This window comes from Pseudomonas putida NBRC 14164 (genome assembly GCF_000412675.1).
In the GTDB taxonomy this organism is placed as follows: domain Bacteria; phylum Pseudomonadota; class Gammaproteobacteria; order Pseudomonadales; family Pseudomonadaceae; genus Aquipseudomonas; species Aquipseudomonas putida.
This window is the reverse complement of record NC_021505.1, coordinates 2500986-2515938: the sequence shown is the minus strand read 5'-3', so window position 1 is coordinate 2515938 and position 14953 is coordinate 2500986. Positions and strand designations below refer to the sequence as shown.

Here is a 14953-nt window from a genome sequence, read left to right as displayed (position 1 = left end):
ATGAGCAATTCTTCCGTTAGCAGCGCCACTTCCGGTCCCGCCTGTACTGCACGCATCCCCATCCTGCCAGTGCGCTATGCCATCGTGCCACGCACCGGCGACACACCCGCCTGCCGCTATGCCGGTGCAGGTTTCAACCTGGAACAGGGCTTCGCCCCGCTGCAACACTCTGCCTACACCCTGCGCGCTTTACGCCCGGGTTATGTATACGTGTTCATGAAAGGCCCGAAGGGCGAAAAGCTGGTCATCCATGAGTACATTGGCGCGGGTCTTTACAAGGAACTGAGTTACAAAGGGCTGGAAAACTACCACCTGCGTGATCGCTACCTCTCCAGCCGGAGCATGGGCTGGGTGTGGGCCGATACCTGCCCCGATACCGCCAGGGAAGTGTGGATCGGCTACAGTCCCCACCTGTGGACCAACGCCGTGACCGCCCGCATCACCGGTTCATCAGCCCTGCGCAAACGGTACATGCGCCCGCTGGACATGGCCGAACTGATCGCCGGCAACCAGGCGCCGTCCACCCAGCCCCATGTGTTGCCGGTCAGTGCCCTGCAAACCTGGGTCGAAGACTTCAAGCCAACCGAACGGCGCATGCCGCTGACCTGGAGCAGCGACCCCGCCACCGAAACCTTGCCTATCGGCAACCTGGTCGCCGTGGCGCGTCACTACCCCTGGACCCAACCGAAGGTACCGGTGGTGGTAGCACTCGCCGACGCCGAAGGCATGGCCCTGGACCTGAGCCTGTCGGTCTCGGCCTACCAACATCAAATGCGCGACCTGATGCCCGCCGAGCAACTGGCACACACAAAACCCGCGCAACCTCCCGAGCAGGAACGCGTGCCGGCGTGCTACCGCCTGGATGCCGAGCAACTGAGCGTGCAAAGCCGCGATTTCCACCATCGCAACCTGGTGGGCATGCTGCTGAACAAGACGCTGGAAAGCATGTACCCGGCCGATGCGCCTTCACCTGAACTGGCCGCGTTCAGGCTTGGCACGGAGCGGCGTGGGCCTGCGCTGTCTGCGGCCGAGTCACATTTCCAGGCCCTCACCCATGAGGATTACTCCCCCCACGGCGCACGCCTGGCGAAGCGCATCGATATCGCGAAATACCGGCGTTTCCTCGCTGAACGCGATGAACTGGAAGGGCGTATTGCAGCGCTGCGCAACCTGGCCTTGCAAGCCAGCAATGATCATGACGCCTGGCTGGCCACTGCCGAATCGCAACATATCGACAACCACTACAGCCTGGCAGTCGCGCTGGCGTGTTACGACCGCGACGAACGCACCTCCGCCCGCGGCCTGGAAATCTCGCTGGCTTTGCTGATTCACCCGATGGGCCAGCCGACACCCGGCACCGAAGAGCATGACCGACGCTTCAAACGCCTGGAGCAATGGCTGGACCAGCACGACAGCCCGCTGTACACCGCCTTGGCGCCGTTCAACCCGTTCAAGGACAAGGCGGATTCGACCGGCTCTTTGTTCGGCGCCAGCGACAACGTAATCGAAGGATTGGCGGGTCGCTTCCCGGCCATGGCCGACATCACCGACCTTACCGCCCAGGCGGTCAATACCGTAGTGCTCAAGCGCCTGCATGGCCAGACACGGTGGGATGCCAGTCATGGCCTGCGTCAGCAGGTGCTGTTGGCGGCACGGGAGGCGAATGCCGAGAAGGCGTTGGGGCTGTTGGCAGCGCGCTATCGAATCACCGAACAGGCCATCACGGAAAATCCATTTAGCCAGGAGGCACAGAAGTATTTGAAGAGCGGCATGGCGCAGGTTGAGGAAATGAAACAACTGCGCATCTCGGGTAGCCGGACAATATCGATAGAACTGACCACCACTGCGCGAGTGAAGCCCAACTTTCTCGGGTTGCTCACCTCGGGCGGTGGCGGTGGTTTGAACGCGGGGATGCTGTGGTTCAACATCTTATCGCTGAAGACGGCCTATAACAGCCTGCAAAAGAACGATGCACCGGAATACACCTTGGGCTTTGCTTCATCGATTTTCGGAGTGATCGGTGCAGCGGCGGCGACGATGGTCAGCGTGCGGGCAACGCAGAAAGCCGTGATGTTGAGATTGAGCTCAACGGCGCCGGGCATGGCCTTTGGTAATGGAATCATCAAGTTCTTAAGCAGTAATTTGTTTGCGCGTTTAGCCGGATATCCGGCAATAGCATTCAGCCTATTTTCAGACATATCAAAGGGAATGCGTCAGCTCAAAAGTGGTGGTTCAACTGCAGGCGGATACACCTTGGCCGGAGGGGTAACTATGGCCATCGGCTCTGCTGTCGCCCTTGAAGCAGGTCTTGCCGTTGCGGGCGCTACAACGTTAGTACCCTTTGCCGGATGGGCCGCAGCCGCCCTTGTCCTCGTAGGCGTAGCCATCATTGCAGGGGGCCTCTATCTACACGCAAAGGCACACGAGCACCTTCATAGCCCAATTGAGCTGTGGGCAGCACGCAGCGTCTTCGGTAATCGAATCAATGATGGAGAGGTGCACCCTGACATCACCTTGAACTATGAGCAGAAACTTCCTGCTTTCGCGTCGCTACAAGCTGAAATCAAAGCTTGGCACAACGAGCATTACGGACCAAAACTACTATCGGCCGAACAGGCCCTGTCACTCGGCATAACTAAAGTTGACACTAAATGGCATCGAAATGATGACTGGTCTCCGCCCAATTGGACAGCTATCACCCATAACGAAGCCGCCACACCTCAACCAACTGTTGAGTTCACAGTGCTACTGCCTGGCTTCAGGCTAGGCGTGAGTGAATGGTCAGGGAGCTTGAGCGCACTCCGTGACGACCAAGGGATGGACGTTTTCCCAATCGTCTCAACCGGTCACATCGTAGGCGCTGGCTTGGTTCTGCATTTCGAGAATACGCTAGCCAACCAAAATCATGTCTCACTGCATCTCGCTTACAGCGCCAATCAAGGGTTGGACGAAGACAATGAGAGCCTCGCAACTTTTCGTCTGGAACGCTGACCATGGCAACCATCTGGATGTTCAATTCAAAGACAGGTTCAGGACACAAGCCCGCTATCACCGGGCAGCTATTGAGCTTATCCGACAATTTTTTATGTTTGAGAAACCCATGGGTAACAGACTCGGTATTCATGGGGAAACTGTACTGCGCAATGATAACTATTTCAATGATCGGCTTCTACCCTTATCTATTTGACGGGGAGTTCATGAAGTATTTTGAATCCAACCCACTTTTAATGACCAGCTTCGCACTCACGCCCTTCACATTCCTACCATTCCTAATTTACCGAATATACTTCATAAAGCGCTTATCGGGCATATGTTTCAACCGATCAACTCAGAAGATTTACTATCAACGCTTGAGCAAGATATTCGTCTTTGAGTGGAGTAACACTGGCGGAGGCGTTTTCAAACGCACCGAGTTTGGCGGCTCATCCTTCAGCACCAGCTACGCCCTCGCATTCGCCCCTCGCCGAGCGGATGGCAGCCTCCACCAGGAAGACTGCCTCTGGGTCGACAGCAACGAACCCACCGAGCCCGGGGTCAGACACGTCGCCGAAGTGTGGGAGTACCTTCGCCATTTCATGAACCACGGTACAGACAAGCTTCCGCCCCCCGGCGAGCCCAATTGGTGGCACAAGCCACTCCACGCCATCTGCCTGACCCCGGCTGAAGCCTGGCGCCACTATGCCCCCTGGCGTACCGGCGAGCCCGGTGAAATGCAGGGCAAGAAAAACTGGCAACTGCCGTTCTGGGCCGTGTTGTTCCCCTATAACCTAACGGTCGCGATCGCTTGGTACTTCGTCTGCAAGCTTTTCAATGTCCGTGCAGCCCCCCCACCCGCGGAGGCATTGGAAGGAGCGCCTACTAGCCCCGAATGACCACCACCTCAATGTATTCACTCGGCACCACCAACGATGAAGGCCCCGCGACGTTGTTCTCCTCCAGCAATTGGGTCAGATCCCGCTCCAGCGCACTGGCCGCCTCTGGCTCCAATGAAGCAAACGCCTTGTGTACCGGCCCATACCAGGTGCGGAACACCTGGATGAAATGCGCCGCCGAGCGATAGCGGAAGTTGAACTGCTGACGACTGACTTTCAGTTCGCCAAGCGCCCCTTCGAACATTACCCGCAACTGCTCCTCATCGCCCCAGCGCGAAGGCGGCAAGGCACCGGGGGGTGGAGGCACATGCCGGCCTAGAATTTTGAACATCTGCCCGACAAAGCCTTGCGGGGTCCAGTTGGCCAGGCCGATGCGGCCACCGGGCCGGCACACCCGGGCCAGCTCGCGTGCGGCCTGCGCCTGATCAGGGGCGAACATCACGCCGAAGGTGGAAAGCACGGCATCGAAGGTTCCGTCGGCAAACGGCAACGCTTCGGCATCGGCCGCCTGGAACAGCACATTCAAGTGCTCGGCCCGCGCGCGCTCTTCGCCGCGCTTGAGCAATTCGGGCACATAGTCGGTGGAGGTGACGCGACAGCCGCGCCGGGCAGCGGCCAAGGTGGCGTTGCCGTTGCCGGCAGCAACGTCCAGCACCTGCTCGTCCCAGCGCAAGTCGCAGGCCTCGGCCAGGCGTTCGCCAACCAGTTGCAGGGTGGTGCCGATTACCGCGTAGTCACCGCTGGCCCACGCGGCCTGCTGGCGGGCTTTAAGGGCACTGGTGTCCAAAGGGGTGCTCATCGTCTGCGCCTTCTTGTCGTGCGCGGCCGAGGTCCTTCTGGCGGTTAACGCGCCATATATTGGGGGGGATTAATTTACTCGCCTGTCAGGCGAAGCGGAAAGACGCTTTGGGGATAGCGCCAGGATCAAAGTGCTATATGAGCGCTGCTGGCCCAATCGCCGGCAAGCCAGCTCCCACAAGGGTGCAGTACCTGTGGGAGCTGGCTTGCCGGCGATGAGGGTGGTACAGCCAGCAGAAAGTAACGAGTGGGACAGCAGCTATCAGGCGAATTTGGCCCGGGCTGCGTGCAGCTTCTTGTAGCTCTCGATCAGGCGCAGATGGCGATCAAGGCCTTCGAGCTTCATGCTGGTCGGGGTCAGGCCATGGAAACGCACGCTGCCGTCTAGCGAACCCAATACTGCGTCCATGCGCGCATTGCCGAACATGCGGCGGAAGTTGGCTTCGTAATCATCCATCTCCAGCTCGTCATCCAGCTGAACTTCCAGCACCACGTTCAGCGCCTGGTAGAACAGGCCACGCTCGACGGTGTTGTCGTTGAACTGCAGGAATGCCTCGACCAGCTCCTTGGCCTCCTCAAAACGCTGCACCGCCAGGCAAATCAGCAGTTTCAGCTCGAGAATGGTCAGCTGGCCCCACACGGTGTTCTCGTCGAACTCCACACCAATCAGCGTGGTGATGGTGGTGTAGTCATCCACATCGCAGTTGTCCAGGCGCTTGAGCAGCAACTTGAGGGGGCGGCTTTCGAGGCTGTGCAGGTTGAGGATGTCGGCGCGGAACGACAGGGCGCGGTTGGTGTTGTCCCAGATCAGGTCCTCGACCGGGTAGATTTCCGAGTAGCCCGGCACCAGGATGCGGCAGGCAGTGGCGCCAAGGTTGTCGTACACCGCCATGTACACTTCCTTGCCCAGGTCTTCGAGAATGCCGAACAGGGTTGCGGCCTCCTGAACATTGGAGTCCTCGCCATGGCCGGAGAAGTCCCACTCGACGAACTCGAAGTCGGCCTTGGCGCCGAAGAAGCGCCACGACACCACGCCGCTGGAGTCGATGAAGTGCTCGACGAAGTTGTTCGGCTCGGTCAGCGCATGGCTCTCGAAGGTCGGCTGCGGCAGATCGTTCAGGCCTTCGAAGCTGCGGCCCTGCAGCAACTCGGTGAGGCTGCGCTCCAGCGCCACTTCAAGGCTCGGGTGGGCACCGAACGAGGCGAAGACGCCACCGGTGCGCGGGTTCATCAAAGTCACGCACATGACCGGGAACTCGCCACCCAGCGAGGCATCCTTGACCAGCACCGGGAAGCCCTGCTCTTCCAGGCCCTGAATACCGGCGACAATGGCCGGGTACTTGGCCAACACTTCCTGCGGCACGTCCGGCAGGCACAGCTCGCCTTCGAGGATTTCGCGCTTCACGGCGCGCTCGAAGATTTCCGACAGGCATTGCACCTGCGCCTCGGCCAGGGTATTGCCGGCGCTCATGCCGTTGCTCAGGAACAGGTTTTCGATCAGGTTGGACGGGAAGTACACCACCTGCTGGTCGGACTGGCGGACGAACGGCAGCGAGCAGATGCCGCGCGCAGTATTGCCCGAGTTGGTGTCGTACAGGTGCGAACCGCGCAGCTCACCGTCCGGGTTGTAGATTTCCAGGCAATGCTCGTCGAGGATCTCGGCCGGCAGCGCGTCGCGCGGGCCAGGCTTGAACCACTGCTCGTTCGGGTAGTGCACGAACGGCGCGTTGGCCAGCTCCTCGCCCCAGAACTGGTCGTTGTAGAAGAAGTTGCAGTTCAGGCGCTCGATGAATTCGCCCAGCGCCGAGGCCAGCGCCGCTTCCTTGGTCGCGCCCTTGCCGTTGGTGAAGCACATTGGCGACTGCGCGTCGCGCACGTGCAGCGACCACACATTGGGCACGATATTGCGCCACGAAGCGATCTCGATCTTCATCCCCAGCCCGGCGAGGATGCCCGACATGTTGGCGATGGTCTGCTCCAGCGGCAGGTCTTTGCCTGGGATGTAGGTGCTGCTGTCCGCCACCGGCATCAACAGGCCCTGGGCGTCGGCATCGAGGTTTTCGACCACTTCGATCACGAATTCAGGGCCGGTCTGCACAACCTTCTTGACCGTGCAGCGGTCGATTGAGCGCAGGATGCCCTGGCGGTCCTTGTCTGAAATGTCCTCGGGCAGCTCGACCTGGATCTTGAAGATCTGGTTGTAGCGGTTTTCCGGGTCGACAATGTTGTTCTGCGACAGGCGGATGTTCTCGGTGGGGATGTCGCGGGCCTGGCAGTACAGCTTGACGAAGTAAGCCGCGCACAAGGCCGAAGACGCCAGGAAATAGTCGAACGGGCCTGGGGCCGAACCATCGCCTTTGTAGCGGATCGGTTGGTCGGCGATCACCGTGAAGTCGTCGAACTTGGCTTCGAGACGGAGATTGTCGAGAAAATTGACCTTGATTTCCATGCGGGGTTACCGTGATTTAAGCGTGCAAAACGAAATTGGCCGGCATTATCCGGGTTTTTACGCCAGAAGTCCTGTTTGCCTGCCTGGCCCCATCGCCGGCAAGCCAGCCCCCACAGGGACTTGGGAGCTGGCTTGCCGGCGATGGGGCCAGTACAGACTTGCGCATTCCACCGGATTGCTTGCCTGATCCTCTGAACCTGCCCTCGCCTCCAGACCAGCGGTCATCCCCCTGTGCTAGCGTTTCTCCTCTGGGGAACAACGTATTCCCGCACAGAAAAAACACAGCGACAGCAACCGATGACTGGCAGGTGAACCATGGAACTACGCATTAACCAGCAGACCTACCAGGTCGAGGCGGACGCCGACACGCCCTTGCTGTGGGTGATCCGCGATGACCTGGGGCTGACCGGCACCAAGTACGGCTGCGGCCTGGCCCAGTGCGGCGCCTGTTCGGTGCTGGTGGACGGCAACGTGGTCCGCGCTTGCGTCACCCCGGTGGCCGGTGTGGTGGGGCGCGAGGTCACCACCATCGAGGCAATCGAAGCCGATGCCGTTGGCAAACGGGTGGTTGCGGCCTGGGTCGAGCATCAGGTGGCCCAGTGCGGCTACTGCCAGTCTGGCCAGGTCATGGCCGCCACGGCGTTGCTCAAGCACACCCCCAAGCCCAGTGATGCGCAGATCGACGCGGCCATGGTCAACCTGTGCCGTTGCGGCACCTACAACGCCATCCATGCTGCCGTGCATGACCTGGCCCAAGGGGAGCAGGCCTGATGAACACGCCAGTCGATAGCCCCGCAGAGCTGCTCAAGTTGCAACTGGGCGAAACCGTCAACCTGTCGCGGCGGCGCTTTCTTGCCGGCACCGCAGTCGGCGCCCTGGTGCTGGGTTTCGGCCTGCCCATGGGCTCGGCCCGCGTGCAGGCCGCGGCAACCGCAGAGCGCGGCACCCAGGTGCCGGCGTTTCTGGAGATTCGCCCAGACGGCACGGTACGCCTGCTGAGCCCCTTCATGGAAGGCGGGCAAGGCCCCTTCACCGCCATGGCACAGATTGTGGGTGAAGAGCTGGATGTCGACCCCGTCAACTTCGTGGTCGATAGCGCGCCACCGGGCGAAGCTTATGTAGTGATGGAAAACGGCATGCGCATCACCGGTGGCAGCATGTCGGTGCGCATGAGCTACCCGACCATGCGCCGCCTGGGCGCCCTTGCACGGGCCATGCTGCTGCAGGCGGGCGCCGAACAACTGGGCGTGCCGGTCGACGAACTCTCGACCACACCAGGAAACGTAGTACATACCACGAGCGGGCGTTCGATACCCTACGGCGACCTCGCCGGGCGCGCCATGGACCTGCCGGTACCCGACCCGGCCAGTGTCAAGCTGCGGGATCCCAGCCAGTTTCGCTGGATTGGCAAACCCGTTCGCCGCCTGGATGCCTACGACAAGTCCACCGGCAAGGCCCAGTACTGCATCGACATAAAGGTCGACGGCATGCTCCACGCCGCCGTGCAGCACGCGCCACGTTTGGGCATGACCGTGGGCAGCCTGCGCAACGAAGAGCAGGTCAAGGCCATGAAAGGTGTGCATTCAGTGCACCAACTGCCTGGCGCCGTGGCCGTGGTGGCCGAGCGCTGGTGGCACGCAAAGCGTGCGGTGGAGGCGGTTCAGGTTGACTGGCAAGAGCCGACCGCCGACAGCAAGGTGCGGCCGATGCCGGCCGATTTCTCCAGCGACGCCTGGCGCGAGCACTTGGCAACGGTCGAGGGCCCGGCCCGTGATGAAGAGAACGAAGGCGATATCGCCGGCGCCTTGAGCAATGCCAAAACCAAGGTCGAAGCCAGCTACCACAACCAGTACCTGAACCATGCCCAGCTCGAGCCACCGTCCGCCCTCGCCCGCTTCAACCCGGATGGCACCCTGGACGTCTGGCTGCCCAACCAGGCCCCGGACATGTTCCGTGACGACATTGCCAAGCGTACCGGCCTGGAGCCTGCGCACATCAACCTGCACTCGCCACTGCTGGGCGGCTTCTTTGGCCGCCACTTCCTGTACGACTCGGCCAACCCCTATCCGCAAGCCATTGCCTTGGCCAAAGCGGTTGGCCGGCCGGTAAAACTCATCTGGAGCCGCGAAGAAGAATTCCTGCGTGATGTGCTGCGCCCGGTCGCAGTGGTGAAATTCCGCGCCGGACTGGATGCCGATGGCATGCCAGTGGCCCTCGAAGCGGTCAGCGCCACCGAAGGCCCAACCGAGGCTCTTGCTGGCAAACAAGGGGAAAAGATCGACCCGACCGCGCTTGAGGGGCTATCAGGCAAGGCGTACGCCATCGCCAACAAGCGCATTGCCCAGATCTACGTCAAAGGCCCGGCCATGCTTGGCTACTGGCGTTCGGTGGGTAACTCGCTGAACGACTTCTTCTATGAATCATTCCTGGATGAACTGGCCGACAAAGGCGGCAAGGACCCGTTCGAGCTACGCCTGCACCTGCTGCGCGACAAACCGCGCCTGACCAACCTGCTGAACGCGGTCGCCGACTTGTCCGGTGGCTGGAAACGCGGGCCGTTCACCGCCGAGGATGGCAGTAAACGGGCACGCGGCGTGGCCATGGCTTCACCATTCGGCTCGGAGGCGGCAGTCATCGCCGAGGTATCGATCGAGAACGGCCAGGTCAAGGTGCACGACATCTGGGAGGCCATCGACCCGGGCAGCATCGTCAACCCGGCGATCATCGAACACCAGGTTAACGGTGCGGTTGCCCTTGGCCTGTCGCAGACGCTGGTGGAGGAAGCGGTATACGTGGATGGCAAGCCACGCGCACGCAACTACGACCTGTATCCGATCCTGCCGCCCTCGCGCATGGCCCGGGTGCATGTGCGCATAGTCGAAAGCGGCGCGAAGATGGGCGGTATCGGCGAGCCACCGCTACCCGCCGTCGCCCCGGCAGTGGCCAACGCAGTCGCGCAGCTTACCGGGCAGCGCGTACGCAGCCTGCCACTGAGCCGCCATACCTTCAGCTGATCGCACAAGGGACGCCCCATGACCCATCGTTTCGCAAGAACCGCTGGCTGGCTGGCGCTGCCGTGCCTGGTCGCGGCAGGCCTGCTGGCCTGGTATGTCACCCGCGAGCCGGCCACGCCGTTTGCCGACGTACAGGCCACTGCCGCTGACCCGGCATTGGTCAGCCGTGGCGAGTACGTGGCCCGCCTCAGTGACTGCGTTGCCTGCCACAGCCTGCCGGATGGCAAGCCCTTCGCTGGCGGGCTGGAAATGGCCACCCCGCTGGGTGCCATCCACGCCACCAATATCACCCCCGATCGCGACAGCGGTATCGGCAGTTACAGCCTGGCCGATTTCGACCGTGCCGTGCGCCAGGGTGTCGCGCCCGGTGGCCGCCGGCTGTATCCGGCCATGCCCTACCCGTCCTACGCCAAGCTCAGCGATGACGATGTAAAGGCGCTATACGCGTTTTTCATGCATGGTGTGCAACCGGTGCAACAGGCCAACCTGGCCAGCGACATCCCTTGGCCATTGAACCTGCGCTGGCCAATCGCCTTGTGGAATGGCCTGTTCGCGGCCACCACCCCTTACACCGCCAAGGCAGGGCAGGATGCGCAGTGGAACCGGGGTGCCTACCTCGTCCAGGGCCCCGGCCACTGTGGCAGTTGCCACACCCCGCGCGGCCTGGCCTTCAACGAAAAGGCCCTGGATGAAGGCGGCAAGCCGTTCCTGGCCGGTGCCCTGCTCGACGGCTGGTACGCACCGAGCCTGCGCGCCGACCACAACACCGGGCTGGGGCGCTGGAGCGAGGCAGAAATCGCGCAGTTCCTGAAAACCGGGCGCAACCGGCATGCCGTGGTGTTCGGCTCAATGACCGAGGCGTTCAACAATTCCACGCAGTTCATGCATGACGATGACCTGGCCGCCATTGCCCACTACCTGAAATCACTGCCCGGCGATCCCCAGCGTGACGGCGCGCCATGGCAATACCAGGCCGAATCGGCAGCTTCACGGCTCGATAGCCCGGGGGCGCACACCTATGTGACCCACTGCGCGTCTTGCCACGGTCTGGACGGCAAAGGCCAGGCCGAATGGATGCCGCCATTGGCAGGCGCCACCTCGGCACTGGCCAAGGAGAACGCCTCGGCGATCAATATCACCCTCAATGGTTCGCAGCGGGTGGTGGCTGCCGGTGTGCCGGATGCCTATCGCATGCCGGCTTTCCGCGCGCAATTGCGTGACCAGGACATTGCTGAGGTGCTGAGCTTCGTGCGTACGGCCTGGGGCAACCAGGGGGGTGCGGTGGATGCGCAGGCGGTAGGCAAGCTGCGTGGTCATACCGACCCGGCCAGCAGCAGCCCGATCATCTTGCATATGCGCTGATTTGCCGTGGTTCATGCACCTGCCTTTTCGCGGGCATGCCCGCCCCCACAGGAAACACGCCGCCCTGTAAATGGGTGTAATACCTGTGGGAGCGGGTTTACCCGCGAAGAGGCCAGCACAGCCACCCTTGAACATCAGTTTTAATGGACCCCCAATGGAAAGCATTGATCTGTTGGTTTTGCGCACCACCCGAGACTGGCTCGCCACCGGTCACCGCGTCCTGCTCGCCACGGTCGCCCGTACCTGGGGCTCCTCCCCCCGACCGGTCGGCTCGATGATGGCCTTGCGCAGCGACGGCCGCGTGGCCGGCAGTGTCTCCGGCGGCTGCATCGAAGACGACCTCATCCACCGCTACACCACCGCATACGGCGGCCCCGGCATGCCCGATGGCCAGCCTCAGCTGGTACGTTACGGCGTCAGCGCCGACGAGGCCCACCGCTTTGGCCTGCCCTGTGGCGGCACCCTTGAACTGGTGCTGGAGTTCGCCCCGGCACTGGCGCACCTGGACCAACTGCTGGCCTGCCTCGGCCGCGGAAGCCTGGTGCGCCGTGACCTGAACCTGCGCAGCGGCGAAGCCAGCCTCTGTGCCACCAGCACACCCGAACTGTTCAGCTTCGACGGCCAGCGCATGCTCAGCACCCTCGGCCCCGGCTACCGCCTGCTACTGATAGGGGGCGGCGCACTGGCCGAGTACCTCGCCACCATGGCCCTGTTCAACGGCTTCAATGTTTCGCTGTGCGACCCGCGCCCGGAGTACACAGCAGGCTGGGCAATCGCCGGGGTCAACGTGCTGCCCGGCATGCCGGACGACGTGGTCCGCGCCTTCGCCGCAGACATTCGCAGCGCCATCGTCGCGGTCAGTCACGATCCCAAACTGGACGACCTGGCCCTGCTCGAAGCCTTGCACAGCCCTGCGTTCTACATTGGCGCCATCGGCTCGCGGCGTAACAGCCAGCTGCGCCGCGAGCGCCTCATCGAACACTTCGGCGAAAGCGAGACCTCGCTGCAGCGCCTGCATGGCCCGATTGGCATCTATATTGGCAGCAAGACGCCGGCCGAGATCGCTGTCAGTGTAATGGCCGAGATCCTCGCGGCAAAAAACGACGTCACCCTGCCTGGTGCGGTCAACGTGAGCCAGGCCAAGGAAGCGGAACAACTGGCACGGTCCCTGTAGGAGCGTACCAGTGCTGTTACTGCCAGCGTTCCAGGTTCTGCTGCAGCAGTTGCTCAGGCAGCGCCCCGCCAACGATCTTCGCCATCTCCCGCGCCAGCGCTTCACGCAGCTGCGGCTTGTTGCAGGGCGATTCATGCGACATCGCCAGGTACAACCCTTCGCTGGACACCGGGGGCTGCAACACCTGCACAGTGGCTGCAATGCCCAGGGTGCGCGCCAACGCCATGCCGGGGTACTGCTCGTACACCACGTAATCACTGCGCTTGTGCATCAACTTCTCGAACGCCTGCCGTGCGCCAGGCACCGCTTCGAGGATGAGGTTGGCCTGGGCGTATTCATCGAACTGCTGGCCATGGCTGTTGTTGACCAGGGTCCCGCCTTTGCGGCCCTTGAGGTCTGCCCACTGGTGGTAGGCAAAGGCATTGTCCTGGCGTACCCAGACCACGCTGGGAGTACTCAGGAATGGTGGGGCGATGAAGTCCATCTGTTGCTTTCGGGCCTGGGTGATGAAATACCCGGCCAGCAGGTCGATCCGGCCGGTGCGCACTTCTTCCTGCGCCCGCGACCAGGGGCCGCCGTACACCACCTCGATTTCCAGCCCCAACTGCTTGCCCAGGTACTTGAGGAGGTCGGCGTTGGCACCGATCAGTTGCTGAGGGTTCTGCGGGTCGCGCCACAGGTAAGGGGGGTATTCCGGGTTGCCGGTCGCGGTCAGCCGTCGGCATGGCTCGTCCGCTGCGGCCGCCAGGGGCAGCAACAGGCAAGGCAACAGCAGCAAGGCTTGGCTCAAGCGACGCTGGATCATCTACAACCCTCGGCACATGTAACATCCGGCGACCCGGCGTGGTGGCCAAAGGCTGCCACATCCTGTGCTCGACCGCAGCATTCATCTGCGCGTGCTGTAGACAGTCTGGACTAAGAGTTGTTAGTGGGGCGGCCTTTCATCGGCCAGCCAAGAAACAGGCCAACCCAATACCTTGGCCGGCCACGACGCCAGTTATCAACCGGCGCACCGTTCGAGGTGTCGCGCCTCAGGCCCCTTGCCGACGCATCGCCAGAATCGCCGCGCCAAAGCCGATAAAGGTGGCGCCCACCACGCGGCTCACCCAGCGTGACATCGACGGCCGGGTCAACACACCCTTGGCCCGCGCCGCCAGTGCGGCATACAAGCTCAGCGAAGCAAGCGACAAGCCCACGAAAATCCCCGTGAGGGTCAGGAACTGCGGCAACAGTGCCGCCCCTTGGTCGATGAACTGCGGGAACAGCGCAGTGAAGAACATGGTTGCCTTGGGGTTGGTCACCGCTGTGAGGAAAGCCGACTTGTACAACTTCAGCGGTGTGGGCCGTACCTTGGCAGCGCCCTCAGCAGCGCCCTGCTCCAGCATCGGGCTCTTTTTCAGCAATTGCCGCGCACCGAGGTAGAACAGATAGCCTGCCCCCAGGATCTTCACGGCGTTGAACAGTACTTCGGAACTGGCCAGCAACGCGCCCAGCCCGAGCATGGCCGCAGCCGACAGGCAGAACAGGCCCGAGCCATTGCCCAGCGACGACCAGACCGCGCTGCGTTGGCCGTGGGCCAGGCTGTTGTTGATGGCCATCAGGGTGGCGGGGCCAGGGCTGGCGATCGCGATGGCAGCGACAAGGGTAAAGGCAAGCAGCGAGTGAGAATCCATTTCAGGCTCGTCAGGCAAATCAGGCTAGGCCGCGTGCAGGGCACGCAGGATCAGCCAGCATTCTGCCGCTTGGCTGCCTTCTTGGCGATAGCTTTCATGCGCGTTGCCGCGCGCTGCACGGTGGCCATCTTTTCCGGGCGTTTCATGCCCCGCCATTTGCGAATTTCGTCACGGGTACGGCCACAGCTCACGCACAGCTCGCTGTTGAGCTGGCATAACGAGACGCAGGGGTTGTCAATATCTTTGGCCATGCCACCACTCAGCCGGGCATTTCTGCCCGTGCACGTTCGGCAGCGCTCTGGAACACCTGGCGTACTTCTTCGGACTTGGCTTTGCTGACCGACCTGGCAGCCAGCAATTCATCGACCACACGAATGCACTGGCCCAGGGCGGTGTCCAGTTGCTCAGCGTCAGAGGCGTCAGCGATATCACCCAGATAAGGAGCGATGAGGTACACGTAACGGTCCTGCAGCTTGAGCGCTGCCAGCGCATCGAGGGCTTTCTGGAACCGATCGGCGGCGGCAGGGCTCATGCTCAATTTATCGAAATGAATCAGGCTCACACGGTCAGTGGCCATTGACGAATCTCCGTTTCCTGGTGCGGCCTGGCCC

General features: G+C 62.1%; 12 protein-coding genes. 6 read left to right on the top strand and 6 right to left on the bottom strand.

Annotated elements, in window-relative coordinates:
- A complete protein-coding gene (locus PP4_RS11230) occupies window positions 1-2991 on the top strand; it encodes a T6SS effector BTH_I2691 family protein (protein WP_016499294.1) in 2991 nt (996 codons plus the stop codon).
- Between the two features lie 2 nt (window positions 2992-2993).
- Window positions 2994-3872 (top strand): DUF6708 domain-containing protein, encoded by an 879-nt coding sequence (locus PP4_RS11225; protein WP_041167694.1) that lies wholly within the window; start codon window positions 2994-2996, stop codon window positions 3870-3872.
- Here PP4_RS11225 and PP4_RS11220 read toward each other — a convergent pair.
- Window positions 3859-4671 carry a class I SAM-dependent methyltransferase gene (locus PP4_RS11220; RefSeq protein ID WP_016499292.1) on the bottom strand — a complete coding sequence of 271 codons (813 nt, stop codon included), beginning with the start codon at window positions 4669-4671 and terminating at the stop codon, window positions 3859-3861. The two genes, PP4_RS11225 and PP4_RS11220, sit on opposite strands and share 14 nt — an antisense overlap.
- 261 nt (window positions 4672-4932) lie before the next feature.
- Window positions 4933-7119, bottom strand: coding sequence for an OsmC domain/YcaO domain-containing protein (locus PP4_RS11215; RefSeq protein ID WP_016499291.1), 2187 nt, complete (start codon window positions 7117-7119; stop codon window positions 4933-4935).
- Between the two features lie 315 nt (window positions 7120-7434).
- On the opposite strand from PP4_RS11215, the gene PP4_RS11210 reads away from it, so the two are divergent.
- The 4 genes from PP4_RS11210 to PP4_RS11195 all read left to right on the top strand — a co-directional run bounded on the left by PP4_RS11210 (window position 7435) and on the right by PP4_RS11195 (window position 12669).
- Entirely contained in the window at window positions 7435-7890 is a 456-nt protein-coding gene (locus PP4_RS11210; RefSeq protein ID WP_016487486.1) for a (2Fe-2S)-binding protein, read from the top strand.
- On the top strand, window positions 7890-10133 hold the full coding sequence (locus PP4_RS11205; protein ID WP_016499290.1) for a xanthine dehydrogenase family protein molybdopterin-binding subunit: 2244 nt from the start codon (window positions 7890-7892) through the stop codon (window positions 10131-10133). Before PP4_RS11210 ends, PP4_RS11205 begins: the two co-directional genes overlap by 1 nt.
- A gap of 18 nt (window positions 10134-10151) precedes the next feature.
- Entirely contained in the window at window positions 10152-11495 is a 1344-nt protein-coding gene (locus PP4_RS11200) for a c-type cytochrome (protein ID WP_016499289.1), read from the top strand.
- Window positions 11496-11649: 154 nt separating this feature from the next.
- Complete coding sequence (locus PP4_RS11195) at window positions 11650-12669, top strand: XdhC family protein (protein WP_016499288.1); 1020 nt, start codon at window positions 11650-11652, stop codon at window positions 12667-12669.
- 16 nt (window positions 12670-12685) lie between these two features.
- Here PP4_RS11195 and PP4_RS11190 read toward each other — a convergent pair whose 3' ends face one another.
- The 4 genes from PP4_RS11190 to PP4_RS11175 all read right to left on the bottom strand — a co-directional run bounded on the left by PP4_RS11190 (window position 12686) and on the right by PP4_RS11175 (window position 14919).
- A complete protein-coding gene (locus PP4_RS11190; RefSeq protein WP_016499287.1) occupies window positions 12686-13474 on the bottom strand; it encodes a substrate-binding periplasmic protein in 789 nt (262 codons plus the stop codon).
- Window positions 13475-13700: 226 nt separating this feature from the next.
- Window positions 13701-14342 carry a LysE family translocator gene (locus PP4_RS11185; protein WP_016499286.1) on the bottom strand — a complete coding sequence of 214 codons (642 nt, stop codon included), beginning with the start codon at window positions 14340-14342 and terminating at the stop codon, window positions 13701-13703.
- Between the two features lie 50 nt (window positions 14343-14392).
- Entirely contained in the window at window positions 14393-14593 is a 201-nt protein-coding gene (locus PP4_RS11180) for a DUF1289 domain-containing protein (protein ID WP_010954468.1), read from the bottom strand.
- Between the two features lie 8 nt (window positions 14594-14601).
- Window positions 14602-14919: a hypothetical protein gene (locus tag PP4_RS11175; protein ID WP_016499285.1), complete on the bottom strand. Its 318-nt coding sequence runs from the start codon at window positions 14917-14919 to the stop codon at window positions 14602-14604.
- Between the last annotated feature and the right edge of the window lie 34 nt (window positions 14920-14953).

Excerpts from the sequence above, each read along its gene's own strand:
- PP4_RS11200 (WP_016499289.1), top strand. The coding sequence starts at position 10,152 with ATGACCCATCGTTTCGCAAGAACCGCTGGCTGGCTGGCGCTGCCGTGC.
- PP4_RS11210 (WP_016487486.1), top strand. The coding sequence starts at position 7,435 with ATGGAACTACGCATTAACCAGCAGACCTACCAGGTCGAGGCGGACGCC.
- PP4_RS11215 (WP_016499291.1), bottom strand. The coding sequence starts at position 7,119 with ATGGAAATCAAGGTCAATTTTCTCGACAATCTCCGTCTCGAAGCCAAG.
- PP4_RS11220 (WP_016499292.1), bottom strand. The coding sequence starts at position 4,671 with ATGAGCACCCCTTTGGACACCAGTGCCCTTAAAGCCCGCCAGCAGGCC.
- PP4_RS11185 (WP_016499286.1), bottom strand. The coding sequence starts at position 14,342 with ATGGATTCTCACTCGCTGCTTGCCTTTACCCTTGTCGCTGCCATCGCG.
- PP4_RS11175 (WP_016499285.1), bottom strand. The coding sequence starts at position 14,919 with ATGGCCACTGACCGTGTGAGCCTGATTCATTTCGATAAATTGAGCATG.
- PP4_RS11180 (WP_010954468.1), bottom strand. The coding sequence starts at position 14,593 with ATGGCCAAAGATATTGACAACCCCTGCGTCTCGTTATGCCAGCTCAAC.
- PP4_RS11230 (WP_016499294.1), top strand. The coding sequence starts at position 1 with ATGAGCAATTCTTCCGTTAGCAGCGCCACTTCCGGTCCCGCCTGTACT.
- PP4_RS11190 (WP_016499287.1), bottom strand. The coding sequence starts at position 13,474 with ATGATCCAGCGTCGCTTGAGCCAAGCCTTGCTGCTGTTGCCTTGCCTG.
- PP4_RS11205 (WP_016499290.1), top strand. The coding sequence starts at position 7,890 with ATGAACACGCCAGTCGATAGCCCCGCAGAGCTGCTCAAGTTGCAACTG.
- PP4_RS11225 (WP_041167694.1), top strand. The coding sequence starts at position 2,994 with ATGGCAACCATCTGGATGTTCAATTCAAAGACAGGTTCAGGACACAAG.
- PP4_RS11195 (WP_016499288.1), top strand. The coding sequence starts at position 11,650 with ATGGAAAGCATTGATCTGTTGGTTTTGCGCACCACCCGAGACTGGCTC.